The sequence below is a fragment of the Pseudomonas sp. 01L34 genome (assembly GCF_056400265.1).
In genome coordinates this window covers 79877-103747 of sequence record NZ_JBFTSX010000012.1, presented here as the reverse complement: position 1 = coordinate 103747, position 23871 = coordinate 79877, and the positions used below count along the sequence as shown (strand labels likewise).

The 23871-nt window shown below is 59.2% G+C and carries 21 protein-coding genes and 3 pseudogenes; 15 read left to right on the top strand and 9 right to left on the bottom strand.

Annotated features, from left to right (window positions below; all coding sequences use genetic code 11):
* Positions 1-81: 81 nt before the first annotated feature.
* A complete protein-coding gene (locus AC1DQM_RS28740; protein WP_477747181.1) occupies positions 82-2097 on the bottom strand; it encodes a sigma-54 interaction domain-containing protein in 2016 nt (671 codons plus the stop codon).
* Positions 2098-2291: 194 nt separating this feature from the next.
* Between AC1DQM_RS28740 and AC1DQM_RS28735 the strand changes: the two genes are divergently transcribed.
* The 3 genes from AC1DQM_RS28735 (at position 2292) to AC1DQM_RS28725 (ending at position 5243) form a co-directional block, all read left to right on the top strand.
* A complete protein-coding gene (locus AC1DQM_RS28735; protein ID WP_477747180.1) occupies positions 2292-3314 on the top strand; it encodes a Gfo/Idh/MocA family oxidoreductase in 1023 nt (340 codons plus the stop codon).
* Entirely contained in the window at positions 3311-4099 is a 789-nt protein-coding gene (locus tag AC1DQM_RS28730) for a TIM barrel protein (protein WP_018930060.1), read from the top strand. Before AC1DQM_RS28735 ends, AC1DQM_RS28730 begins: the two co-directional genes overlap by 4 nt.
* 217 nt (positions 4100-4316) lie before the next feature.
* The gene (locus AC1DQM_RS28725; protein WP_064618544.1) at positions 4317-5243 is read left to right on the top strand and encodes a sugar ABC transporter substrate-binding protein; all 927 of its coding nucleotides are present in this window, start codon (positions 4317-4319) and stop codon (positions 5241-5243) included.
* Positions 5244-5327: 84 nt separating this feature from the next.
* On the opposite strand, the gene AC1DQM_RS28720 is transcribed toward AC1DQM_RS28725, so the two are convergent.
* Both AC1DQM_RS28720 and AC1DQM_RS28715 read right to left on the bottom strand, forming a co-directional pair.
* Positions 5328-6311 carry a GlxA family transcriptional regulator gene (locus AC1DQM_RS28720; protein WP_026331794.1) on the bottom strand — a complete coding sequence of 328 codons (984 nt, stop codon included), beginning with the start codon at positions 6309-6311 and terminating at the stop codon, positions 5328-5330.
* A 207-nt stretch (positions 6312-6518) separates the two neighbouring features.
* A pseudogene (locus AC1DQM_RS28715) lies at positions 6519-6611 on the bottom strand (hypothetical protein); the annotation flags it as partial.
* Between AC1DQM_RS28715 and AC1DQM_RS28710 the strand changes: the two are divergent.
* Positions 6580-6693, top strand: a pseudogene (locus AC1DQM_RS28710) (3-methyl-2-oxobutanoate hydroxymethyltransferase); the annotation flags it as partial. The pseudogenes AC1DQM_RS28715 and AC1DQM_RS28710 sit on opposite strands and share 32 nt — an antisense overlap.
* A gap of 163 nt (positions 6694-6856) precedes the next feature.
* On the opposite strand, the gene AC1DQM_RS28705 reads toward AC1DQM_RS28710, so the two are convergent.
* Together AC1DQM_RS28705 and AC1DQM_RS28700 are read right to left on the bottom strand one after the other, a co-directional pair.
* Positions 6857-7525 (bottom strand): hypothetical protein, encoded by a 669-nt coding sequence (locus AC1DQM_RS28705; protein ID WP_477747179.1) that lies wholly within the window; start codon positions 7523-7525, stop codon positions 6857-6859.
* A 116-nt stretch (positions 7526-7641) separates the two neighbouring features.
* Complete coding sequence (locus tag AC1DQM_RS28700) at positions 7642-8817, bottom strand: XylR family transcriptional regulator (protein ID WP_477747178.1); 1176 nt, start codon at positions 8815-8817, stop codon at positions 7642-7644.
* A gap of 175 nt (positions 8818-8992) precedes the next feature.
* Here AC1DQM_RS28700 and xylA point away from each other — a divergent pair, with 175 nt between their 5' ends.
* The 4 genes from xylA (at position 8993) to AC1DQM_RS28680 (ending at position 14231) form a co-directional block, all read left to right on the top strand.
* Entirely contained in the window at positions 8993-10309 is a 1317-nt protein-coding gene (xylA, locus tag AC1DQM_RS28695; RefSeq protein WP_477747177.1) for a xylose isomerase, read from the top strand.
* A gap of 148 nt (positions 10310-10457) precedes the next feature.
* Positions 10458-11459 carry a D-xylose ABC transporter substrate-binding protein gene (xylF, locus tag AC1DQM_RS28690; protein ID WP_018930054.1) on the top strand — a complete coding sequence of 334 codons (1002 nt, stop codon included), beginning with the start codon at positions 10458-10460 and terminating at the stop codon, positions 11457-11459.
* A 78-nt stretch (positions 11460-11537) separates the two neighbouring features.
* Positions 11538-13094 carry a D-xylose ABC transporter ATP-binding protein gene (gene xylG, locus AC1DQM_RS28685; protein WP_086944905.1) on the top strand — a complete coding sequence of 519 codons (1557 nt, stop codon included), beginning with the start codon at positions 11538-11540 and terminating at the stop codon, positions 13092-13094.
* On the top strand, positions 13095-14231 hold the full coding sequence (locus AC1DQM_RS28680) for a sugar ABC transporter permease (protein WP_477747176.1): 1137 nt from the start codon (positions 13095-13097) through the stop codon (positions 14229-14231).
* Positions 14232-14318: 87 nt separating this feature from the next.
* Here the strand turns inward: AC1DQM_RS28680 and AC1DQM_RS28675 are convergent, their stop codons facing one another.
* Both AC1DQM_RS28675 and AC1DQM_RS28670 read right to left on the bottom strand, forming a co-directional pair.
* The gene (locus AC1DQM_RS28675) at positions 14319-15218 is read right to left on the bottom strand and encodes a DMT family transporter (protein ID WP_018930051.1); all 900 of its coding nucleotides are present in this window, start codon (positions 15216-15218) and stop codon (positions 14319-14321) included.
* A 147-nt stretch (positions 15219-15365) separates the two neighbouring features.
* Positions 15366-16445: an SDR family oxidoreductase gene (locus tag AC1DQM_RS28670; protein ID WP_436275557.1), complete on the bottom strand. Its 1080-nt coding sequence runs from the start codon at positions 16443-16445 to the stop codon at positions 15366-15368.
* A gap of 74 nt (positions 16446-16519) precedes the next feature.
* On the opposite strand from AC1DQM_RS28670, the gene AC1DQM_RS28665 reads away from it, so the two are divergent.
* Positions 16520-16909 (top strand): MerR family transcriptional regulator, encoded by a 390-nt coding sequence (locus AC1DQM_RS28665; protein WP_018930049.1) that lies wholly within the window; start codon positions 16520-16522, stop codon positions 16907-16909.
* A 283-nt stretch (positions 16910-17192) separates the two neighbouring features.
* On the opposite strand, the gene AC1DQM_RS28660 is transcribed toward AC1DQM_RS28665, so the two are convergent.
* A complete protein-coding gene (locus AC1DQM_RS28660) occupies positions 17193-17804 on the bottom strand; it encodes a TetR/AcrR family transcriptional regulator (protein WP_064618570.1) in 612 nt (203 codons plus the stop codon).
* Positions 17805-17889: 85 nt separating this feature from the next.
* On the opposite strand from AC1DQM_RS28660, the gene AC1DQM_RS28655 reads away from it, so the two are divergent.
* The gene (locus AC1DQM_RS28655; RefSeq protein ID WP_026286721.1) at positions 17890-18237 is read left to right on the top strand and encodes a darcynin family protein; all 348 of its coding nucleotides are present in this window, start codon (positions 17890-17892) and stop codon (positions 18235-18237) included.
* A 103-nt stretch (positions 18238-18340) separates the two neighbouring features.
* A pseudogene (locus tag AC1DQM_RS28650) lies at positions 18341-18427 on the top strand (VOC family protein); the annotation flags it as partial.
* 87 nt (positions 18428-18514) lie between these two features.
* On the opposite strand, the gene AC1DQM_RS28645 reads toward AC1DQM_RS28650, so the two are convergent.
* Entirely contained in the window at positions 18515-20089 is a 1575-nt protein-coding gene (locus tag AC1DQM_RS28645; protein WP_477747175.1) for a winged helix-turn-helix domain-containing tetratricopeptide repeat protein, read from the bottom strand.
* Between the two features lie 226 nt (positions 20090-20315).
* Here AC1DQM_RS28645 and AC1DQM_RS28640 point away from each other — a divergent pair, with 226 nt between their 5' ends.
* From AC1DQM_RS28640 to AC1DQM_RS28625, 4 genes are all read left to right on the top strand, one after another.
* Positions 20316-21065, top strand: coding sequence for an SDR family oxidoreductase (locus AC1DQM_RS28640; RefSeq protein WP_111455145.1), 750 nt, complete (start codon positions 20316-20318; stop codon positions 21063-21065).
* A 72-nt stretch (positions 21066-21137) separates the two neighbouring features.
* Complete coding sequence (locus AC1DQM_RS28635; protein WP_019648590.1) at positions 21138-21617, top strand: carboxymuconolactone decarboxylase family protein; 480 nt, start codon at positions 21138-21140, stop codon at positions 21615-21617.
* A gap of 184 nt (positions 21618-21801) precedes the next feature.
* On the top strand, positions 21802-22203 hold the full coding sequence (locus tag AC1DQM_RS28630) for a cupin domain-containing protein (RefSeq protein WP_018930042.1): 402 nt from the start codon (positions 21802-21804) through the stop codon (positions 22201-22203).
* A gap of 113 nt (positions 22204-22316) precedes the next feature.
* Positions 22317-23843: an efflux transporter outer membrane subunit gene (locus tag AC1DQM_RS28625; RefSeq protein WP_477747174.1), complete on the top strand. Its 1527-nt coding sequence runs from the start codon at positions 22317-22319 to the stop codon at positions 23841-23843.
* Positions 23844-23871: the final 28 nt, after the last annotated feature.

Genomic DNA, 23871 nt, shown 5'->3' with positions numbered 1-23871 from the left:
CTGCTGCGCAGCCGAACGCAGCCTCGCAAGCTCGGCAGCTGCTACAGATCGCATTACGGCTTAAGTGAACAGCATTACCCATCAGAGGTCGGTGCTCGCACGAAAAGCATCGGCGCTCAGCCCGAACCGATTCATCTTGTTGTACAAGCCGCCACGAGAAACGTTCAGTTGCCGGGCGGCCAGGCGGATGTTGCCTCGGGCATCCCTGAGGGCGGCGATGATCGCGTTCATTTCATGGGTGCCAAGGTCCAGCGCAGCCCGGGGCTCGGGCACACTTCCCGGCACCGATGGCCGCAGCCTTTGCTTGATTTCAAGTGGCAGATCACCCGGCTGGATCATCTCGGTCATCGCCAGATTGGTTGCGCGCTCGATGGTGTTTTCAAGCTCCCGAACATTACCCGGCCAGCTGTAGGCCGAAAGAATATCCAGCGCCTCTGGCGAGATGCCCTCCACCGATTTGCGCAATGACCGCGCGCAACGAGCGAGAAAATGTCGCGCCAGCAAGGGCACATCTTCCCGGCGCATCCGCAGCGGCGGAACCGTCAGATTCAGGACGTTGAGCCGGTAGTAAAGATCCTCACGGAAAGCGCCATTGGCCACCGCCTGGCTCAGGTTGCGGTGGGTGGCGGCGATGATGCGCACATCCACCTGCTGCGATTTTTTCGCCCCCACGCGCGTCACCTCGCCTTCCTGCAAGACCCGTAGCAGACTGACCTGGGCATCGAAAGACATGTCGCCGATTTCGTCGAGGAAGATCGTTCCGCCATCGGCCAACTCAAACTTCCCGGCAGATCCGCCACGGGCCGACCCGGTGAAGGCACCCTCGACATGACCAAACAGTTCGCTTTGCACCAGATCGCGCGGAATGGCTCCGCAATTGACCGCCACGAAAGGACCGTCGCAACGCTCGCTGGCGTTATGGATCGCCTGGGCGAACAGCTCCTTGCCGGTACCGCTCTCACCCAGAATCAGCGTGGTCGATTCACTGCGACTGGCGATCCGTCCCAGGCGCAAGGCGTCTTGTATCGCTCGCGAATTACCTTGAATGGTCTCGAAGGTGTAGCTGGCTTGAGTGCCGATGACCCGGCGCGTAATTTCGCGGATGCGCCGGTTCTCACGCAACGAAACAATCCGCCCACCCTGCTCCAGCGGGCACACCGACACCAGACACGCCAAATGGCTGCGATCATGCAGTTCAAACGTGCAATCCAGATCTCGTAGCCCTTCCCCGCCATGCAGCAGAATCTTATCGGTCAGTTCGCTTTGCCCCAGACGACGGAACGGGCTGCCGAGCAGATCCTGGCCCACGCGGAACAATTGCCGGGCATAACGGTTGAGCGCCTTGATGCAGCCCTGCTCATCCAGCACCACCAGTCCCTCGTTGAGCACTTCAAGCACGGTTTGTTGTTCTTCCAGCAGGCTCTGCAGCGCCATCTGCCGCGAGACCGCTTCGGCCGCGGCCTGGACGGTGCCCAGCGTATGAAAATGAAACCAGCCCGGCTCAGCGGTCAGGGTCAGCATGGCGAGCGTCCTGCCCTGCGCATCCCTGATCGGCGCGGCGGCGCAGTGCATGCGCCGTCGACGCAAGCCGCTGGCGAAGTTTTCCTCGGCCAGCACATACACCAAGCGATCTTCGGCAAGCGCCAGCCCCGTGCAGTTGGTGCCCTGCACCGACTCCAGCAATCGGCTGCCCACCGGTGTGAGGTCCAGACCACAGAAATACAGGGTCGTGCCTTGAGCATCGGTCAGGTTGATATGGCCCCTGGGGTTGTAGGCCAGCAATCCCCCCATGACCTGCGCCGCCGCTGCAATCAACGTGCGATTGGCCGCCAGCGTCGCGGCCAGAACGGCAGGAGCAACAAATCGATATTCGCCATCCTCAGGATCGAGGCCGGTGCCGACGCTGCGCCGCCAGGAATCCCAAATCACCTGCCTGACCCCGGCAGGTCGATCGGTGCGCCCGTTCAGACACGCCAGCCAGGCCTGTTCCAGCGCGGCGATCGAGCCTTCGTTCAACGACGCGGGGCCGAGAGCGGTGATGTAATCGAGGTCTTGCGCGCTGAAGGCTGTTACCTGTGGGTTGACCATCATCGACATCCGCTTCCATGTTCATGTTTTAGACATGTCAGTGTAGACATGTCCTGCGAATGAACACTTCTTTCAAAAAATATTGATTAACCCTTTGAATATCAATGACTTAAATACTGGCACAGCGCTTGCTCAAAAGGTTATGCCAGCCGAGGACATTCCTGCGGCCGAGTCACTGAACAACAATAAAAGGGAGTCAATTCATGAGTACGTCCAAGATCATCCGCCTGGGCCTTATCGGCGCCGGCCGCATGGGCAGTTTTCACGGCCAGACGGCCGCCCGGCACATCCCCGGCGCCTGCCTGGCCGCCATCGCCGACCCTACCCCCGGCCAGGCCGCTCGGTTGGCGGCAGAGTTGGGGGTGCAGAAGGTCTATACCGATCCACAGCAACTGCTCGATGACCCGGAAATTGACGGCGTCCTGATCGCCGCCCCCGCCCGCAGCCATGCCGAACTGGTGATCAGTGCGGCCCGGGCCGGCAAAGGGGTGTTCTGTGAAAAACCCATGGCCATCACCCTCGACGAGGCCGACCGCGCCATCGCCGCAGCCGCCGATGCCCGCGTGCCGCTGCAGGTTGGCTTCAATCGTCGTTTTGCCAAAAGCTTCCGCGCCGCCCATCTGGACGTGGTCGCCGGCCGTATCGGTACGCCGCAACTGCTGCGCTCGCTCACCCGCGACCCGGCGCTGAACAATCCGGCCGCTTCGCCGCAGTGGGTGATTTTTCTCGAAACCCTGATCCATGACTTCGATACCCTGCGCTACCTCAATCCCGGCGCCGAAGCGGTCGAGGTTTATGTCATGGCCGATGCGCTGATTGCACCGGACTACAAGAGCAAAGGGTTTCTGGACACCGCCGTGGTCACGATCCGTTTCGACAACGGCGCCATCGCCACCGCCGAGGCCAATTTCCAGGCCGTTTATGGCTACGATGTTCGGGCGGAAGTGTTCGGCAGCGCCGGCATGCTGACCATGGGCAGCGTCAATGACTCAGACCTGGTGCGCTACTTGGCTAATGGCATCCAGGCCGACACCCAACGCATGGACACCGACCTGTTGCGGGATGCCTATGTGGCCGAGCTCAATCACTTTGTCGACTGCCTGCGCACCGGTGAAAAACCACTGGCCAGCGGTGAAGATGCCCGAGCGGCACTGACCATTGCCCGCGCGTGTATCGAGTCCGTCCAACAGGGCAAAGCAGTGCGCGTGCAAGGAGCCCGTTCATGAGTTTTATCCCGTTCAAACTGGCGATCAGCGCCGAGATGGTATTCCTCGACCTGCCGTTCACCGAACGCGTCAAACGGATTCACGCGCTGGGTTTCAGCGCCGAAATTTGGGACTGGACCCAGAAAGACATTCCGGCCCTGGTCGCCACCGGTGCTGACTTCACCTCCATGACCGGCTACATCTCAGGCAACCTGACCGACGCCGAAGGCATCCAGCATCTGCTCGACAGCGCACGGGAATCGCTGGCCGTCGCCGCCCAACTGAATTGCCCGAGCCTCAACCTGCATGGCACCGGCCTGGGCGATAAAGGCTTGCCGGTCAAACCCGTGGCCCACACCACCGGACGCATGTGGCTGAGCGCCTGCAAGACCCTGGAAAAAATCGCCCGTCTGGGCGAAGACGCCGGCCGGGTATTCCTGCTGGAAAACCTCAATACCGAAGTGGACCACCCCGGCACACCCTTCGCCCGCGCAGACGATACCCTGGCGCTGATCGAGGCCGTGGGCAGCCCGCATTTGAAGATGAACCTGGACCTTTATCACGCCCAGATCGGCGAAGGAAACCTGATCGAACTGATCCAACGCGCCGGCAGCGCCATCGGCGAAATCCAGGTGGCCGATGTCCCCGGCCGCATGGAGCCCGGCACCGGTGAAATCCATTATCCGGCCATTGCCAAGGCCTTGTTCCGCATGGGATACACCGGGGTCGTCGGGCTCGAGGGCTGGGCCAGCGGTGACAGCGAAGTGGCACTTGAGCGTTTTCGGCAAGCCTTCACGCTTGATTGAAATGTCGCTCTCTTTGTAGCCGCTGCCGAGCCTGCGAGGCTGCGTTCGACGGCGAAGCCGTCGTGAATCCGGCTGACGCGGTCTGCCTGACGCACCGCGACTTCTGGTTTGACGACTGCTGCGCAGCCGAACGCAGCCTCGCTGGGGCTCGACAGCTGCTACAGCGTAACCAGCCCCTACGTTTTGGATCTCTCATAACAACAAAAGGAAAACCATCATGCGTCGCTGCACACTTCTATTTGCCACGCTGTTATTACTCGCCAGCCAATGGGCCGCCGCCAGCTATCGCATCGGCGTCAGCATTGCCAGGGTTGACGACAACTTCATGACCTATGTGCGCAGCGGCCTGGAAAATGCTGCCAGGAAGGAAAACGTCCAGATCCAGTTCGAGGATGCCCAAGGTGATGTGGTTCGCCAGCTCAATCAGATTCAGGGCTTTCTCGGTCAAAAGGTGGATGCCGTCATCGTCCTGCCCGTGGACACCGCCGCCACCGCCAACATGACCCGCGCCGCCGTCGAGGCGAAGATTCCGCTGGTCTACGTCAACCGTCACCCGGACGAGCGCGTGCTGCCCAAAGGCGTGGTCACGGTGGCGTCCAATGACATCGAGGCCGGGCAACTGCAAATGCGCTACCTGGCCGACAAGCTGGGGGGCAAAGGCAACATCGCGATCATCATGGGCGACCTGGCACAGAACTCCACGCACGACCGCACCGAAGGGGTCAAACAGGTGCTCAAGGACTACCCCGGGATCAAGATCATCGAACAACAAAGTGCCGAGTGGCAGCGCAACAAAGGGATGGACTTGACCAGCAATTGGCTGCTGGCTGGCACTGGCTTCGATGCCATCGTCGCCAACAACGACGAGATGGCCATCGGCGCGGCCATGGCACTGCAGCAAGCCGGCAAAGCCAAGGGCGAGATTGCGATTGTCGGCATCGATGGCCTGCCCGACGGCCTGGCGGCGATCAAGCGCGGGATGTTGGTCGCCTCCGTCTTTCAAGACCCCAAGGCCCAGGCGACCAGCGCGGTACAAGCGGCCATCAAGATGATCAAGGGCGAGCCGGTCGAAGCGGATGTCTGGGTACCCTTTCAGCTGATCACGCCGGATCAGGTGGCGATGTTTGAGCAGCATTACAAATAGCGTCAAAAGCCGATCGATGGCTGCCCTGCGGGACGGGGCAGCAATCGGGCCGGAAGTCAGGTGCGCAGAGGTGAAGGAAAGCCTTTATTTAACGAGCCGCTTTTCCTTGGAAGGTCTGTACCCGAAGTACGAGCTATAGCACTTGCTGAAATGGCTCGGCGACACAAAACCACAGGCCACCAACACGTCGACCTGGGACAGTTCTGTGTGCTGGAGCAGTCGCCGCGCTTCGGTGATCCGCAGTTCCATGTAATACCGCTGCGGCGTTGTACCGAGTTGCTCCTTGAACAAGCGTTCCAGTTGCCGCCGGGAACGGCCGGCATAGGCCGCCAGTTGCTCCAGCTCCAGAGGCTCTTCGAGGTTGGCGTCCATCAGCTTGACCACCTCGCGCAAGGGCGCGCTCACACAGATATTTTCAGCCGGTTTGATGCGCCGATAGCGAGACTCCTCGAACGCCAGAATGTCCTCGATCCCCTCGACGAGGGCTTTATCGTGCAGGCCCTTGATCCAGTCCAGCGCCATATGAAATGCCCCCGAGGGGCTGGACGCGGTGAGGCGGTCGCGATCAATGACGTAGGGTTCACTGGTGACTTGCGTCGCCTTGGAGATTTCCGCGAGTGCGGGGCGATGTTCGGGGTGAATGGCGCAACGATACCCATCGAGCAAACCTGCGCTGCCCAGAAACCATGCGCCATTCCACAACCCGGCCAGGCAGACACCCTGGTTCGCCGCCATACGCAACAGGCTGATGAACTCATCATCAGCCTTGAGCTCTGTCCTGTAGCCGCCACAAATCACCAGCAGATCCAGGTCATGAATGGCTGAAGCATCCAGACGTGCATCCGGCCGAATGACCAGCCCCAAATCGCTGATGACCTCGCCGTCGTTCAAACCGAACGTTCGCGAAGAGAACAACCTGGGTCGTAGAAGATTCGCGGTGACAATGGTGTCCAGTGCCTGGGTGAACGCGGGCAGCGAGAAATGCTCGAGCAGCACAAAGCCTGCCCGGGTCATACGAGCAGGCTCATCAGGGTTTTCATTCAGATAGCGGAGATTTTTTCCCTTCATGCCTCCGCTGAATTGGCGTCGTTCGATCAATGTTCGACCCACTCGGTTACTGCGTAGATAAAGCCTAATGCTAACTGTAGAAGCGCAAAAAGCCCTAGCACCATTATGCGACCGATCAAGCCAGTTGAAAGCCGTGACGAAGCGGGTCTTTGCCAGGCGCTGGACGTTAGGCAGCGTGGAGAGGCGCTCATCATAAAGCTGCTGGAAAGACGGCAGATCCCGAGAGACGACGTGGAGCAGGTAATCGGGCTTTCCAAAAAGCCTTTGCGTCTCTGCACATATCACCGCCGCCGTTGCCATTCCTACCGTCGGCATCGGTGCTGGCAACGGTTGTGACGCTCAAATATTGGTGTGGCAAGACATGGCGGGACTGCGCACCGGACCTCGGGGGAGCTGAACACTGAAGTTGTCTAGTCATGAAATAGGTTTACACCTGTTTCACCCCAATGCCGTCCCCTATTCCGAAATAGGACTTCCCACATCATCCTGCGAACACCGTCGCAAGAGTAGCCACCAGGAGAGAGCCGAGACGGTACAATTCCGTCCTATCTGATTTTCGTTTGCAATGTTTTTGTCAAACTGGAAAAGTTTCTCAGCATCCCTGAAAAAGAAAACACCCCCCCATTCGTAAGCTTTACCACCACGCGTGGGCTACCTTTATCTCGGCGTAACTGAACGTCTAAAACATCCCTCAACAGGAAGGTTTTTTTCGTGAATCCGTGAATCTCCACACGTGTCTCATCAACGCGAACTGAAAACTTGAAAAGATAGGCGGCGTATATGATTACAATCGTGGCAAAACCAAAGCACATCAGGTACCCGGCCGACGAAATCGGTTTCGCAGGATTATCTGAAATGGCTGGAACGATTATGAAAATCACAGAAACGGCAACTGCCAGAAATACAACATGGAAGGGATATCGGTAAACAGCCTTCCCTTCATTTGGGGCGCGAACCGGCATATCACCGACAGATGCTAGTCGCTCTTGTTGCCCCATCGATTCAGCCCGCAGTTCATTAAGTAGCTTTGCTGTCGCTATCCACACTACGAAGGCTACGAATAGATAAGCCATGCAAAAGTAAAGCCCCGGCGAAATTCGTATACCCCACCATTCAAAAAGCCAATCTCCGCCTTTCACTGCCACGAAACAGCCAATGACGACCAAAACTAATGTTCTGACAATATCCGGAAAGTACTTTGGTTTTTTCCTCATTTGCCACGCTCCTTCTGCTTACACAGAATTTAGTCGTGTTGCATCGACCAGTTGAATCCACAGTCGAAACCAGCCCTTCGCACCACACAACAATCGACCAACTGCACCCAGCATCCCTATCTGACGCCCTGCTGGTATTCACGGGGCGTACATCCAAACTCGCGACGGAACACCGTGTGTAGATATTGAGCGGATTTGAAACCGCAATTACGGGCAACGTCCGCAATCGCTGTGTTGGTATTTTCCAACCCGCTGGTGGCGGCCGTCAGTTTGAAGCGCAGAATCTCGTCGTGCACGCTGCAGCCTCGCACAGTGCGAAAGTGCGACTCCAGCGATGAGCGCGACACGCCAACATAAGCCGCTACCTGCGCCGTCTTGATGCCCTGGCAGGCATATTGGCGGATAAACAGCAGCGCTTGCATGACGTAGGGGTTGCCCAAAGGTTGGTGCAAACTCGACACCTGCACGTTGATCGCATCAGGCGGGATCAGGATGTGCGTGCCCGTGGACGGCTTGCCGTGCAGCATCTGGTGCAGCAGTTGCGCGGCGGTGCGGCCCATGGTTTCGGTGCCCTGGATGACCGAGCTCAGGGGGACCCGGGTCAGGCTGCGTGTCAGGGGGTCGTTGTCGATGCCGATCAACGCCACCTGCTCCGGTACGGCGATTCCGGCGGTCAGGCAGGCTTGCAGCAACTGCCGGGCGCGGGCGTCACTGACGGCGATGATGCCAATGGGCTTGGGCAGGCTCTGGAGCCAGGCGATCAGTTGTTCGACGGCGCTGTCCCAGAGCGGTGCGCTGGTGCCCATGCCGCGATAGACCTCGGCGTGCAAGCCGTCACGTTGCATCAGTCGTCGAAAGGATTTTTCCCGCTCCTGAGCCCAACGATTTGCCTGCGCTTCAGGCAGGCTGAAGCAGGCAAAACGCTGCAGCCCTGCCTCGATCAAGTGCGCGTAAGCCAGCGTTATCAGCGCGTTATTGTCGGTAGCGACGTACGGGATCCCTTTCGGATAGGCCCGCTCATCCTGATAAGAACCACCCACCGCCACCACGGGCAACTTGATATCGGCCAGCGCCTCGCCAATCAGCGGATCGTCGAAGTCGGCAATGATTCCGTCACCTTGCCAGCGCTCGATCCCTTTCAACCGGCAGAGAAAATCCTCTTCCAGGAACAGGTCCCAGGACGCGCGGGTGCTGCTCAGGTAGTTGCCGATGCCGCTGATGATGCCGCGGTCATAGATCTTGCTCCCGTTGAACAACAGTGCGATGCGGTGAACAGGCGGTACGGTTTTCATTGTTTTTATGCTTGTTCCGAGCCCCTTGTCACGGAGGCGGTTTGCACAGACTAGGCGTGCAGACGGCGAATCTCAATACGCAAAATCGCACCCGCTGTTGGTGATTTTCATAATCAGCAGGCACGGGGCCGTTGTTAGTATCGAGACACGCCCAAGAACAACAAGGACATTGCCAATGCCGTACTTCCCCGATGTCGACCGGATCCGCTACGAAGGCCCTGCCAGTGATTCTCCCCTCGCCTTCCGTCACTACGACGCCGACAAAATCATCCTCGGCAAACCCATGCGCGAACACCTGCGCATGGCCGCCTGTTATTGGCACACTTTCGTCTGGCCGGGTTCGGATGTGTTCGGTGCAGGTACTTTCAAGCGCCCGTGGCAACACGCCGGCGACCCGATGGAGCTGGCCATTGGCAAGGCGGCAGCCGCGTTCGAGTTCTTCTCCAAACTGGGTATCGACTATTACTGCTTCCACGACACGGATGTCGCCCCGGAAGGCAATTCGCTGAAGGAGTACCGCAACCACTTCGCGCAAATGATTGATCACCTGGAGCGACACCAGGAAGAAAGCGGGATCAAGCTGCTGTGGGGAACCGCCAACTGCTTCAGCAACCCGCGCTTTGCCGCAGGCGCCGCCAGCAACCCTGATCCTGAAGTGTTCGCCTGCGCTGCTGCCCAGGTATTCAGCGCCATGAACGCGACCCAACGGCTGAAAGGGTCCAACTACGTGTTGTGGGGCGGTCGCGAAGGCTACGAAACCCTGCTCAACACCGACTTGAAACGTGAACGCGAACAACTGGGCCGCTTCATGCGCATGGTGGTCGAGCACAAGCACAAGATCGGTTTCAAAGGCGACTTGCTGATCGAACCCAAGCCGCAGGAGCCGACCAAGCACCAATACGATTACGACAGCGCCACCGTGTTTGGCTTTCTCCAGCAGTTCGGCCTGGAAAAGGAAATCAAGGTCAACATCGAGGCCAACCACGCGACCCTGGCCGGTCATAGCTTTCATCACGAGGTTGCGACGGCCGTCTCGCTGGGGATTTTCGGCAGCATCGACGCCAACCGCGGTGATCCGCAAAACGGCTGGGACACCGATCAATTCCCCAACAGCGTCGAAGAAATGACCCTGGTCACCTATGAAATTCTCAAGGCCGGCGGGTTCAAGAATGGCGGGTTCAACTTCGACTCCAAGGTTCGCCGCCAGAGCCTCGATCAGATCGATCTGTTCCATGGTCACGTCGGCGCAATGGACGTCCTCGCCCTGTCCTTGGAGCGGGCAGCCGCCATGGTGCAGAACGACCAGCTCCAGCTGCTCAAGGATCAACGCTACGCCAGCTGGCAGCAGCCGTTCGGGCAGGCGGTGCTGGCGGGTGAGTTCAACCTCCAGTCATTGGCCGAACACGCATTCGCCAACGAGCTGAATCCGCAGGCCGTCAGCGGCAGGCAGGAGATGCTCGAAAATCTCGTCAACCGGTTTATCTATCGCTGATCGCCAACGGGTCTGCGGGCGCAACAACGCTGTGACATTCGCACGACAAATCTGTGTCCGCTGCGTCTGCAGATTCTCTACAGTTCTACCAGCCCGATACTCATCGTCAGGCCGTGTCTTTCAAACAAAAATAAAAGGACGCACCACCATGAAGAAAGTAAAACGCGCGCTATTGGCCAGCGCCCTGGCTCTGCTGTCGCTGCCGGTGATGGCCGATGCCGCCCACCCGAAAATCGGTTTCTCCATTGATGATCTGCGGCTGGAACGCTGGTCACGTGACCGCGATTACTTCGTTGCGGCGGCGGAGAAAATGGACGCCAAGGTCTTCGTGCAGTCGGCCGATGCCAACGAGCAAAAGCAGATTTCGCAAATCGAAAATCTCATTTCTCGTGGCGTCGATGTGATCGTCATCGTGCCGTTCAACGCTACCGTCCTGACCAACGCAGTGGCCGAAGCGAAGAAAGCCGGAATCAAGGTCGTGTCCTATGACCGTCTGATACTCAACGCGGATATCGACGCCTACATTTCCTTCGATAACGAAAAGGTCGGCGAGATGCAGGCCAGCGGCGTGCTGCACGCAGCGCCCAAGGGCAATTACTTCCTGCTCGGTGGTGCGCCCACCGACAACAATGCAAAAGTCCTGCGCGAAGGGCAGATGAAAGTGCTGCAACCGGCCATCGACAAGGGTGATATCAAGATCGTCGGCCAACAATGGGTGAAGGAATGGAACCCTACCGAAGCGCTGAGCATTGTTGAAAACGCCTTGACCCGCAACGCCAACAAAATCGACGGCATCGTCGCCTCCAACGACGCCACGGCAGGCGGCGCCATCCAGGCCCTGGCCGCTCAGCAACTGGCCGGCAAGGTGCCGATTTCGGGGCAGGATGCGGACCTTGCAGCGGTCAAGCGAGTGATCGCCGGCACTCAAACCATGACCGTGTACAAGCCGCTGAAACTCATCGCCTCCGAAGCCGCCAAGCTCTCGGTGCAACTGGCGCGTAACGAGAAACCCGCCTACAGCTCGCAGTACGACAACGGCAGCAAAAAAGTCGACACCATCCTGCTCACTCCGACTCCGTTGACCAAGGACAACATCGACCTGCTGGAACAGGACGGGTTCTACACCAAGGCGCAGATTGCCGGAAAGTGATCATCACCCCGTAATGCCCCCTGCAGGAGCTCGCTCCTGCGGGACCAGCCCCGTACCTGCCGCTTATGAGTCTCTGCCATGTCCGACTATCTGCTGCAAATGAACGGTATCGTCAAAACCTTCGGCGGTGTCAAAGCGCTCAATGGCATCGACATTAAGGTCAAGCCGGGTGAGTGCGTCGGGCTGTGCGGCGAGAATGGCGCCGGCAAGTCCACGCTGATGAAGATCCTTTCCGCGGTGTACCCCCATGGCACCTGGGACGGTGAGATCCTCTGGGACGGTCAACCGCTCAAGGCGCAATCGATCAGCGAAACGGAAGCCGCCGGTATCGTCATCATTCACCAGGAACTGACGCTGGTTCCCGACCTGTCGGTGGCCGAGAACATTTTCATGGGCCATGAACTGACGCTGCCTGGTGGGCGGATGAATTACCCGGCGATGATCCACCGCGCCGAAGCCCTGATGCGTGAACTGAAAGTGCCGGACATGAACGTATCGCTGCCGGTTTCGCAATACGGCGGCGGCTATCAGCAACTGGTGGAAATCGCCAAGGCACTGAACAAGCAGGCACGCCTGCTGATCCTCGACGAGCCTTCATCGGCCCTGACCCGTTCGGAAATCGAGGTGTTGCTGGACATCATCCGCGACCTCAAGGCCAAGGGTGTTGCCTGTGTCTACATCTCCCACAAGCTCGATGAAGTGGCCGCCGTGTGCGACACCATTTCGGTAATCCGGGACGGCAAACACATCGCCACGACCGCCATGGCGGACATGGATATTCCACAGATCATCACCCAGATGGTCGGACGGGAAATGAGCAACCTCTACCCCACCGAACCACACGACATTGGCGAGGTGATTTTCGAAGCCCGCCACATCACCTGCTACGACGTCGACAACCCCAGACGCAAACGGGTCGACGATATTTCGTTCACCCTCAAACGCGGGGAAATCCTCGGCATCGCCGGGCTGGTCGGTGCAGGCCGCACCGAACTGGTGACCGCGCTGTTCGGCGCCTACCCCGGTCGTCACGAAGGCGAAGTCTGGCTGGATGGCCAACTCATCGACACCCGCACGCCGCTCAAGTCAATCCGTGCCGGCCTGTGCCTGGTGCCCGAGGACCGCAAGCGCCAGGGCATCATTCCAGACCTGGGAGTCGGCCAGAACATCACCCTGGCCGTGCTGGACAGTTACTCGAAACTGACCCGCATCGATACCGAAGCCGAACTGGCCAGCATCGATCGGGAAATTTCGCGCCTGCACCTCAAGACCGCGAGCCCGTTCCTGCCGATCACCAGTCTGTCCGGCGGCAATCAACAAAAAGCCGTATTGGCGAAGATGCTGCTGACCAAACCCCGGGTCCTGATTCTCGATGAGCCCACCCGAGGTGTCGATGTCGGCGCCAAGTACGAGATCTACAAGCTGATGGGGGCGCTGGCGGCCGAAGGCGTGTCGATCATCATGGTGTCTTCGGAGCTGGCCGAAGTGCTCGGCGTTTCCGACCGCGTACTGGTGATCGGCGAAGGCCGGTTGCAGGGCGACTTCATCAACCATGAACTCACTCAGGAACAAGTGCTCGCCGCCGCACTCAGCCAGCCTGACAGCCATAACAATAAAGATCGGAAATCCGCGTAAATGAATCAGGTCAAACAACTCTTCACCCGCTACAAGATGCTCGCGCTGGTGTTTGCCGTGGCGTTTATCTGGCTGTTCTTCAGCTGGCAGACCGAGGGCGGATTCCTGACACCGCGCAACCTCTCCAATTTGCTGCGTCAGATGTCCATTACCGGGATTCTCGCCTGCGGCATGGTGCTGGTCATCATCAGCGGCGAGATCGATTTGTCGGTCGGCTCATTGCTGGGCCTGCTCGGTGGCGTCGCGGCCATTCTCGACGTTATCTACCACATACCGCTGCTGGCGAACCTGAGCCTTGTCGTCCTGTGCGGACTGCTGATCGGCCTCGCCAACGGCTACATGGCCGCCTACCTGCGCATTCCGTCTTTCATCGTGGGGCTGGGGGGCATGCTGGCTTTCCGGGGCATTTTGCTGGGGATTACCGACGGCACGACCATCGCCCCGGTGTCGCCGGAGCTCGTCTACATTGGCCAGGGTTATTTGCCACACACGATCGGCACAGGCCTGGGCGTTCTGCTGTTCGCACTGACGTTGTTCCTGACCTGGAAACAACGGCGCAATCGCGCCCTTCACGGCCTGGCGGCACATTCACTGGTGCGTGATGTAGCACGCGTGCTGTTGATCGGCGCGGTACTGGCCGGCTTCGTCCAGACCCTCAACAGCTATGACGGCATTCCCGTGCCGGTCCTGCTTCTGCTGATCCTGCTGGGCGGGTTCAGCTACGTGACCAGTCAGACCGTCTTCGGCCGACGCGTCTATTCCGTGGGCAGCAACATGGAAGCGACGCGCCTGTCCGGTATCAATGTACAGGCCGTGAAACTCTGGATTTTCGGGATCATGGGCGTGATGTGCGCCCTCGCCGGGGTGGTCAACACCGCGCGCCTGGCTGCCGGTTCGCCCTCGGCCGGCAGCATGGGCGAACTCGACGCCATCGCCGCCTGCTTCATCGGCGGCACCTCCATGCGCGGCGGCTCCGGCACTGTCTACGGCGCCCTCCTCGGCGCGCTGGTCATCACCAGCCTGGACAACGGCATGTCCATGCTCGACGTCGACAGTTATTGGCAGATGATCGTCAAGGGCAGCATTCTGGTGTTGGCCGTGTGGGTAGATGTGAGCACCCGGACCGGACGACGCTGATCCGCTGTGGATGAGGCCAGAAGCGGTCAGTCGCTCAAAACACTTAAAAACCACTGATTGCTAAAGCAATCAGGATCCGAAAATAGCTCACTCAGTCGAAGGGACGGATGCTTTGCTGCCCAAGCGGATCAGCTCATTGGAAAAACACAGGCCGACGATGATCAGTACTGCCCCTGCGTACAGGCTTTCGCGCGGTACTTCATTGAGCACCACAAACGCCAGCAGCGCGGCGAACAACGGCTCGGTCAGCTCCAGCGCCTGCACTTGGGATGGCTTGAGATACTCGATGGCCTTGGTGGTGCAGAAGAAGCCCAGGATTGTCGGCAGCGCGGCCAGCGCCAGCAGTGCGGCGATCGCCAGCGGCGACAGCTCGCCGATCGCGAAACCATCGGCCGCGGCCGGCATCAACAGGTACAGGCTGCCAAAGAACAACAATTGCCGGGTGAAGTGCAGCCCCCCCGACACACCCATCCGCTTCATGGCAACCGAAAAGGCCCCATAGCCGCAGCCGGCCATGGAGGCTAGCGCAGCACCTTGCAGGGTAAAGCCCTGCTGCAGGTCGGCGCCGAAGATCACCGCAATCCCAGCGATAGCCAGTGCGGCGCCCACGGTCGCGTTCGCGGTGATGGCATCCTTGAGGAAAATGCGCCCCAGAATGATCGAGGAAATTGAGGCACTGGCCATCAGCACAACCACCACACCTGCCGCAGCGTAGTGCCGATAGGCAGACGTTTCGAAGTGGAACAGCACAAAGATGCCAAGGAATGCGCAAATAGCCGCCTGAGTCCATTTGGTCGTCGACGCCGGGCGCTTGAGGAAAAGCAGCAAGATCGAGAGAAGCATGCAACCCAGTACGGTCTTGATGACAGCGACACTGCTGGCGGTGAAGCCATTACTCATGAGTACTTTGCTGAGTACACCGATCGTTGCGTTCAGTGCCGCGGCGGAGAGGGCAAATATGATGCCTTTGCTGAAAGTAGATTGCATTGATGACGATCCCTGTCGCTGAATTGTCGTTCGATAGAATGCCGCCCTACATCGACGGCGCAAAGGTTGAGGATACGAAGATTCCGCCAACCCCACTATTTATTGTGACATAAGGGGCTAACGATTTTGTCGCCCCCAAGGGCGAAGTCAGAGAGCCTCGCCCTTGGCTATGCAATATGAGTTGACGAACGTTGCAGTGTGTTGCAAAGACTGACGTATATCCGGTTTGGCTATTCCATGTCTGTTGGCAAATTGCTCGACCGCTGCTGTATCAAAACGAGTGGTCTGGATAAAGTCCAAGGCTTCGGGTTTTGTATTCAAAAACCGCGCCACGGGAGGAATACTCAGTAGCAACTTCAGCAAACGGAGTGGAATGTAATGCTTGGGAGACTTTAAGCCCAAAGGTTGTGCCACCTGTACCAGGAGTTCTCGCAAGTTGGGAGTTTGGTCATCAAGCGCCAGCAGTTCCTGGCCCACCATGGCAGGATCAAAAGCACAAACCGCCACCAGCTCAACCAGGTAATCCACGGTGACCAGTGGCAGCCAGTGCTCGGCGGTACCGGGCACTGCAGTCAGCTTTCCCTGCACAAGGTTGCGTATCAGCTCCACCAGCGGCTGACCTTCAAGGATATACCCCGTGCGGCTGTGGCCACAAACCGTCGCGGGGTGGACAACGGTCATCTCCCCGCCCTTGGCGGACATGACCTCCAGGGTCGCAAAATGCGCCTCCAGCTTGCTCCCCTCGTAACCACCGACATGTCGGTAGACGGCAGGCCAATTCGTCAGCTCCGGATAACGAGGATCAATTCCGATGCGCTGCAGATGTTCATGATTTTTCAGCATGTAGCCGCCGATCATCACTAACCGGCTTTTTTGCTCAGCCGCCAACAGCGCCACGCGCTTTGCCCCTTCCACATTCACCGCACGAGAATGCTCCACTGAAAGCCCCCATGCGAAGTGGGCGCCCAGGTGGAATATGACTCTGGCACGCCTTAGCACTTCTCGGTCAGCAAGACTCAGCCCGAGGTTGTCCCGTTCCAGATCGCCAGCTACGGCAAATACCCGGGTTGCGCACCCTCCCAAATTATCGACTTGCTCCCGCAGTGCAGCTAGTCGCTCCGGGCGACGCATCAACACCCGAATGGTGTGACCTTTTGCACTCAGGTACGCCACCAAATGTTGACCGATGAAGCCGGTACCCCCCGTGACAAAGCACTCCACGCTCATTTCCCTGTTCCTTGTTTAAGGTGAGAAATCAAGCGTAAACTATCGACCCAACTCTACAGTCAAGAGGTGTTTTCATGAAAATCGGTGAACTCGAAACCCGCAGCGGCGCCAGCCGCCATACGCTGCGTTACTACGAGCAAATCGGCCTGATCTCATCGCTGCGGCAAACTAACAACTATCGCGTTTACACAGCGCAAACTCTGCAGGATCTGGACTTTATCCAGCGCGCGCAAAGCATGGGGTTTTCCCTGGGGGAAATAGGCGAGATTCTGGATGCGCAGCGGAACAAGCTGATCGATTGTGCTGACGGCGCTAAGCTAATTGAAAAAAAGATGGCAGAAATCAAACAGAAAATCGCCAGCTTCCAAAGCATTTATCGATATCTGGATGAAGAGCGTGCAAACCTCGAAGCCAGTGCTGCCAAGCAACTTGAGCTTCAGCAGCGGAACAACGCTTCCAACTGAACTGTCAGCTTCTGGGAAACGGAAGCTGTAGCCTGCTTACCGTTTCAAGCCCATCGCTTACGCATGTTCTAAAACCTTGTGGCCAGGCCCTAGGGAAATTCTGAAAAAGACTTCCTGATTTTGGCAAAATTTCCGGACTTCCCCCGCCGAGCTTCCAGAGAGTTCCGATAGCGCTACCTCTCGCCCACCGTTCCAGTCAGAGGTTCACCGAGCACAATCGATCACCACCCTTACACCATCCGGTCTTGTCTCCTGGCCGCCAAGAGCTGGCCCAGACAGCCCACTACCCGCACAAAAACCCCAGCAACGCTCGCATCACCCGTCCTTCCAAACTCACCGCATCCGTCTCCCCCCGCTCCCCCGCCGCATCGATCATGCCGTGGGCCATCGCCAGCAGGTCTTGCGCGGTCTGCAGTACATCGGCGCAGACCCACGGGGCTGACGGAAGGGTCAGCGCCGCTATCAGTTCGGTAAGAATGACGTTGGCCACGCGCTCATGGCGCTCTTGCAGCGGTAAGCGGCGCTCTTCGAAGTCGATGATTCTGGCCAGTTCCGGGCGCCGTAGCTGGTGGGCGACGGAGGCCTGGACCAGTGCGCGGATGCGTGCGAGGGCGTCGTCGTGTTGATGGACGTGCTGGACGTCATCGAGCAACTGAGTGGTTTCGCGTTCGATCAAGGCGACGGTCAGGGCGTCGCGGTTGGGGAAGTACTGGTACAGCGAGCCGATGCTTACGCCAGCGCGCTGCGCCACGGCGTTGGTGGAGCAGGCGGCGAGGCCGTCGGTTTCGAGAATGCGAGCAGCGGCTTCGAGAATGGTGTCGACGGTGTTGGCCGAACGGCGCTGGGTCGGGAGTTTGCGGGGGTTTAAGGGCGGTATTTCGCGGTGTTTGGTCATGATCGGGATGCGAGTTTTAAATATGAGTTATGACTCGTATTCTGGATTGGCTTTCCCCACTCTTCAACTACCAGGAATCATTATCATGGCTACGACATCACTGAGTGTTTTCATGTTGGTCAAGACCACCCAGGAATGGCTGGGGTTTTCAGTCGAGCATCGCTTTGAGCTGATGCGCACGCAGATGGAGCCGATTTTGCAAAAGCATGCGGCGCAGGTCTCGATGCGGTTTTTCGACATCGAGTTCTATTCGGCGCGGGTCACCGATCTGTGGTTGTGGGAAACCGACAGTCATCATGCGTATGAACTGCTGGTGGAGGATCTGCGGGAGACGCCGTTCTGGGATCGGTATTTCACCATCGTCGAGATTTTGCCGGGGGTGGAGAATGCCTATGCCAAGAATTATGATCAGGCACCGTTGTTGAGTGCGTAATGAAAATACCCCGACTCCACCCGCCAAGTTTTCCGATGAAGCAAATGACTTTCGCCGATGCCGAGTACGCCGGAAAACGCAAGCAGACCCGTAAAGAGTTGTTCCTGATCGAGCGGCGGCCAAGCGCGCGTTCGACACCATGATGGGGATGAGCAAGATCGCAGCGATCGAAGCGGCGCTGGGGCGTTAGCCAACGCTGCTTGGGGCTGGGCGTTTGGATATGTCGATTCTGGCTGCTCCAGACGCCTCTCCCCGCGCAATGAACAGGCGGTGCCCCTTATTCCGGCAGTCCCGCTTTGCGTAGACCGTCCACCAGCGTGGCGAGATTCTCCGGCCTGTGGATCGGTAGCCAATCAGAGATAGTGCTGAGGCATAACGTAGGATCGAGCTTGCGCAAATGGTCCATCGCACGCTGCGCTTCGGCCATCCGTCCGGCAAGCGCATGGCTCGCTGCAAGGATGGCGACAGCCAACAGAAAATCGGGCAAATCCCGAAGTGCTTTCTCTGCCCATGACGACGCCGTATCAAAGCGCCCCACGAAGAGATTCGCGACTGCCATTCCGGCTTGCATTCTATACAGCTCCGGGTCGAGGGGGCTGAACCGCATGGCGTGCGTAAAGTACTCGATGGCTGCATCGGTTTCGCCGTGCCAGAGCCTGAGGAACGCGCCGAGGAACCATGCGGCGGCGAGGTTCGGATTGAGCACGAGTGCCTTGTCCAGCAATGCAATGCCACCCCGCAGGTCGCCGGCAAGATAGCCAAGCGTATGGCCGCTTCGGGTGAGAGCGACCGCATCGCCCTTGTCCAACTCCACTGCCCGGCGAGCGAGTCGGATACCCTCCGCGACCTCCCGCGGGTGATCAGTCATCCAGCGATTGGCTTTGCGCCAACTATGACACCAGGCCGCCATCGCATAGGCCGATGCAAAATCCGGGTCGCACTCTATGGCCCTATGGAAGAGCGGCAGCGCCTGGTCGATGGCCTCCCGGGTGCCATGATGAAGCTTGGCCATTGCGCGCAGATAGTAATCGTAGGCGTCGAGACTTTCGGTGGGCGTGTGCCTCGCACGCTCGATCTCCGCCCGCTCAAGCTGTGGCGCGATCGCGCCAACCACGCTTTCGGTGATCTGGTCCTGCAGTTCGAAAATGTCCCCCAGCACACCTTCGAAACGACCCGCCCAATGGTGAGCCCCGGTTGTCGCATCGATCAGCTGGGCCGTGATGCGCACGCGATTGTTGGCTTTGCGCCAACTGCCCTCCAGCACATAGCGAACGCCCAATTCGCGACCGACTTGTTTCACGTCCACCGTACGGGTCTTGTAGGTAAAGCTCGAGTTGCGCGCGACGACAAACAGCCAGCGATACTGCGACAGCGCCGCGATGATGTCCCCTACCACGCCGTCGGCCAGGTAATCCTGCTCTTCGTCCCCGCTCAAGTTCACGAACGGCAAGACCGCGATGGACGGTTTGGCCGGCAGCGCCGGCTCGGATGCAGAGGCTTGAACCGAGGGGGCGGATTCGGTGCCTGGAAGGCCAACGCAATCCAGCGACTTGACCTCGGCGACGAACCGGAATCCCTTGCGGGCCACCGTTCGAATCACACGCTGCTGCTGACCGTTGTCACCGACCGCCTTGCGCACCGCATTGATATGACTGGCCAGGGTCGACTCGGAGACTATACGTCCGACCCATATCGCATTGATCAGATCGTCCCTGCTGACGACGTGCTCGCGGTTCTGCGCCAGGTAAACCAGCAGGTCGAAAACCTGGGGCGCAGTGGCAACGACCTGGGAGGCCCGAAGGAGTTCTCGCCGGTCCAGGTCGAGCACGCAGTCATCAAACACCAATAGCATTCAGGGCTCCTGTCCCGTACTCACGTGCCGGGCACATGCCCGTGGTTACCGGCCGACGATTGGCGGCCAGGCGACGTGATTTATAACACGGGTTCCTGGACAAATAGCCAAGCCAAATTCAATGGAAACCCAAGGCTTCGACAAAGTATCGCGCCCGGCTGGCGAGCATGCTCCCTACATCGATCACTGCAACGAATTTGATCGACACCCAACCGAGGAGCGGGACATGAAAATTGTCGTTATTGGCGGTAGCGGACTGATCGGGTCGAACATTGTCAGCAGGCTACGTCTCTATGGACACGAGACGGTGGCGGCCTCGCCACGCACGGGTGTGAACACCCTCACTGGCGAGGGGCTGGCCGAAGCGCTTGCCGGTGCCCAGGTCGTCGTCGATGTGGCGAACTCCCCCTCATTTGAAGACCGGGCCGTCATGGAGTTCTTTCAAACGTCCGGTCGAAACCTGCTTGCAGCCGAAGCGGCCGCTGGGGTGGAGCACCATGTCGCGCTCTCTGTCGTAGGCCCTGATCGTCTTCCGCAAAGCGGTTACTTCCGGGCAAAAGTCGCCCAGGAAGCGTTGATCAAGGCGTCGAAGATCCCCTACACCATCCTGCGTTCGACGCAGTTCTTCGAGTTCATCGAAGGCATTGTCAATTCGGGTGCCGACGGCGACACGATTCGCCTCTCGCCTGCCCTTATCCAGCCCATCGCATCGGATGACGTCTCGGCGGTGCTGGCCGATCTTGCGGTCGGGGCACCGGTCAATGGCATCGTCGAAGTGGGCGGACCTGATCGTTTCCCTCTCGACGAACTGGCGCGCAAGTTTCTTGCCGCGCACCACGACAAACGGCAGGTCATCGCCGACGTGCATGCGCGCTACTTCGGCGATGAGTTGAATGATCGATCCCTGGTCGCGGGCGACGACGCGCACATCGGTCCGACACGCTTCCTGAACTGGCTCAGCCGCACCTCGGCTTAAGGACCGCGCCAGTCAGCCAGGCAGGACGCTATCGAATCTCCACCTACGTATTTCTCACACAGAGGATTCACCATGACCCAGCGCATCGATTACCAGAAGCAATCCCCCGAGTTGTTCAAGAAGTTCGTCGAGTTCAGCCTTGCCTTCAAGCAATGCGCCATCGAGGAGTCGCTGCGCGATCTCGTGGATATCAGGGCATCGCAACTCAACGGCTGCGCCTTCTGCGTGGACATGCACGTGAAGGAAGCCACGATCCATGGCGAGCGGCCTCTCAGGATCCACCATGTCGCCATCTGGCGTGAGTCAACGCTGTTCAGCCCACGCGAACGCGCGGCCTTGGCATGGACCGAAATCCTCACCCAGATTCCCGCCCATGGCGTGCCTGATGAGCTCTATGAGCGTGTTCGTATACAACTGTCCGAGAAGGAGATATCGGACCTGACCTTCCTGATCATGTCGATCAATGCCTGGAATCGCATCAACGTGGGCTTCCAGGTCGTGCCCGGCTCGTACGACAAGGCATTCGGCGTAGACAAGTCCGGCCTGTCCTGACCGCGCACAGTGTGGGAGTGACCTGTGGCGAGGGGGCTTGCCCCCGTTGGGCTGCGAAGCAGACCCAAAATCTCTGACACACCAAAGATCTTGTGAGCGCTACGCACTCAAACGGGGGCAAGCCCCCTCGCCACAGTGACTGACCGACATTAACCCCTGACAGATCGACAACGAGGAACACGCCATGTCCATTTTCAGAACTTTCGCCATAGGGCTCCTGTTGACCACCGGCACCGCCGGCGCACAGGAGGCATTGCCACCGGCGCAGGTAACACCGCTGATGACCAAAGCACTGGCGGACTATCCCGATAAGGAGGCGGTGATGATCACGGTGGAGTTTCCACCGGGTGGAGGCGATCCCGTGCATCGGCACAATGCACACGGATTCATCTATGTGCTGGAGGGTTCGATTGTGATGGGCGTGCGCGGCGGCGAGTCCGTCACGCTGACACCGGGCCAGACCTTCTACGAAGGCCCGGACGACGTCCACACGGTCGGGCGCAACGCCAGCCTCACCAAACCCGCCAAGTTTCTGGTCGTCCTGTTGAAGGACAAGAGCAAGCCCATTTTTACTCCGGTGCACTGACAGCACCGCCCGCACACGCGGCCAGCTGCGTGCTCGGTGACGCCCTGCTCGGCCGACATCATCCGTTCAACGATATCGGCCTGGGGCGCTCCCTTCCTCGACAGGACGCTGCAATGACTTCTCAACGGCTGCTTTCACAATTACGGCAGTGCGCAATCGCAACCCTAGGCGCAGTTTCGCTGGCCGGCTGCATGGTCGGCCCCGACTTCGTGAAGCCTGAAAACGGTCTTCACCAAACGGTGCTAGCGCCCAGACAGGACTACCCAAGCGCCGCCCTGACTTCCGACGCCGCAGTGCCCTCCCAGTGGTGGTTGTTGTTCAACGACGCCGTGCTCGCCGAGCTGCAATCACGTGCGCAGGCTGACAACCTTGATCTGCTCATAGCCTCCGAACGTATTGAACAAAGCCGGGCGCAACTGGGCATCGCCTCCTCGCAGTTGCTGCCCAGCGTGGCGGCCAATGCCAGCTACACGCGTGAGGGGCTCAGCGAACATGGCAAGTTCGCCGCCCTGGGAGCGCCTACTGCCCCCGATAATTTCTGGCAGCTTGGATTCGATGCCAGTTGGGAGCTCGATCTGTGGGGCCGTACCCAGCGCACGCGCGAAGGTGCTGCGGCGACCCTGGAAGCCACGGTGTATGACCGCGAAGCGGCACGGGTGGCTTTGTCCGCCGAAGTGGCGCGCACCTATTTGCAGTTGCGCGGAACGCAGGCACAACTGGACATTGCGCAGCAAAATCTGAGGATTGCCGAACGCACCCTCGGCCTGGCCGAAAGCCGCGAGCGTAACGGCGTCGCGACGCGCTTCGAAACCTCGTCCGCTCGCGCGCAATTGGCGACGATCAAAGCCTTGGTTCCCGAACTGATCCAGCGTCGCAATGCCCTGATGAATGCGCTGGCGTTGTTGATGGGAGAACAGCCACGCGCGCTCGATGCGCAACTGCGTGACGCCATGCCCTTGCCTTCGCTGCCGACCCGCGTGCCGGTCGGCGTCTCTTCTGAATTGGCTCACCGGCGACCCGACATCCTGCGCGCCGAAGCCCAGCTGCATGCCGCGACAGCAGCCATCGGTGTGGCCAAGGCTGATTTCTACCCACGCATCGGTTTGAAAGGAAAAGTCGGCGTGGAAGCCTTCGAAAGCAGCGATCTCGCGAGTTGGGACTCGCGCTTCTTTTCCGTCGGCCCGACGGTTTACCTCCCGATCTTCCAGGGCGGACGGTTGACGCAACGCCTGGCCCTGAACCAATCACGGCAAAAAACCGCCGCGCTGGCTTATCGGCAAACGGTATTGCGAGCCTGGCATGAAGTGGACAACGCCCTGGATGCCTGGGCGGCACAACAACGCCGGCACGCTGAATTGCTGGATTCGTACGAACAGAACAAGCAAGCACTGCAGTCTGCCGAACGCGGCTATCAGCAAGGTGCTACGGACTATCTGAGCGTACTGCCGGCGCAGCTCAATGTGCTTGCCAGCCAAACCAGTCTCAACGACAGCGCGACCAACGCCACGCTCACCGTGGTCAACCTCTACAAGTCGCTGGGTGGCGGTTGGGACCCACAGGTTGGCATCGATCATTCGACGGCACCTCCATCGGTTGCCCTCGCGTCTCCGGTCGCTGCACCCTCGAAGGCCGACCAATGAACGGCGTCGCGTTGTCGCCAGCGGGCGT

Bases quoted from the DNA above. Each gene is read 5' to 3' on its own strand.
- AC1DQM_RS28740 (WP_477747181.1), bottom strand. From the start codon at position 2,097: ATGTCGATGATGGTCAACCCACAGGTAACAGCCTTCAGCGCGCAAGAC.
- AC1DQM_RS28735 (WP_477747180.1), top strand. From the start codon at position 2,292: ATGAGTACGTCCAAGATCATCCGCCTGGGCCTTATCGGCGCCGGCCGC.
- AC1DQM_RS28730 (WP_018930060.1), top strand. From the start codon at position 3,311: ATGAGTTTTATCCCGTTCAAACTGGCGATCAGCGCCGAGATGGTATTC.
- AC1DQM_RS28725 (WP_064618544.1), top strand. From the start codon at position 4,317: ATGCGTCGCTGCACACTTCTATTTGCCACGCTGTTATTACTCGCCAGC.
- AC1DQM_RS28720 (WP_026331794.1), bottom strand. From the start codon at position 6,311: ATGAAGGGAAAAAATCTCCGCTATCTGAATGAAAACCCTGATGAGCCT.
- AC1DQM_RS28705 (WP_477747179.1), bottom strand. From the start codon at position 7,525: ATGAGGAAAAAACCAAAGTACTTTCCGGATATTGTCAGAACATTAGTT.
- AC1DQM_RS28700 (WP_477747178.1), bottom strand. From the start codon at position 8,817: ATGAAAACCGTACCGCCTGTTCACCGCATCGCACTGTTGTTCAACGGG.
- xylA (WP_477747177.1), top strand. From the start codon at position 8,993: ATGCCGTACTTCCCCGATGTCGACCGGATCCGCTACGAAGGCCCTGCC.
- xylF (WP_018930054.1), top strand. From the start codon at position 10,458: ATGAAGAAAGTAAAACGCGCGCTATTGGCCAGCGCCCTGGCTCTGCTG.
- xylG (WP_086944905.1), top strand. From the start codon at position 11,538: ATGTCCGACTATCTGCTGCAAATGAACGGTATCGTCAAAACCTTCGGC.
- AC1DQM_RS28680 (WP_477747176.1), top strand. From the start codon at position 13,095: ATGAATCAGGTCAAACAACTCTTCACCCGCTACAAGATGCTCGCGCTG.
- AC1DQM_RS28675 (WP_018930051.1), bottom strand. From the start codon at position 15,218: ATGCAATCTACTTTCAGCAAAGGCATCATATTTGCCCTCTCCGCCGCG.
- AC1DQM_RS28670 (WP_436275557.1), bottom strand. From the start codon at position 16,445: ATGAGCGTGGAGTGCTTTGTCACGGGGGGTACCGGCTTCATCGGTCAA.
- AC1DQM_RS28665 (WP_018930049.1), top strand. From the start codon at position 16,520: ATGAAAATCGGTGAACTCGAAACCCGCAGCGGCGCCAGCCGCCATACG.
- AC1DQM_RS28660 (WP_064618570.1), bottom strand. From the start codon at position 17,804: ATGACCAAACACCGCGAAATACCGCCCTTAAACCCCCGCAAACTCCCG.
- AC1DQM_RS28655 (WP_026286721.1), top strand. From the start codon at position 17,890: ATGGCTACGACATCACTGAGTGTTTTCATGTTGGTCAAGACCACCCAG.
- AC1DQM_RS28645 (WP_477747175.1), bottom strand. From the start codon at position 20,089: ATGCTATTGGTGTTTGATGACTGCGTGCTCGACCTGGACCGGCGAGAA.
- AC1DQM_RS28640 (WP_111455145.1), top strand. From the start codon at position 20,316: ATGAAAATTGTCGTTATTGGCGGTAGCGGACTGATCGGGTCGAACATT.
- AC1DQM_RS28635 (WP_019648590.1), top strand. From the start codon at position 21,138: ATGACCCAGCGCATCGATTACCAGAAGCAATCCCCCGAGTTGTTCAAG.
- AC1DQM_RS28630 (WP_018930042.1), top strand. From the start codon at position 21,802: ATGTCCATTTTCAGAACTTTCGCCATAGGGCTCCTGTTGACCACCGGC.
- AC1DQM_RS28625 (WP_477747174.1), top strand. From the start codon at position 22,317: ATGACTTCTCAACGGCTGCTTTCACAATTACGGCAGTGCGCAATCGCA.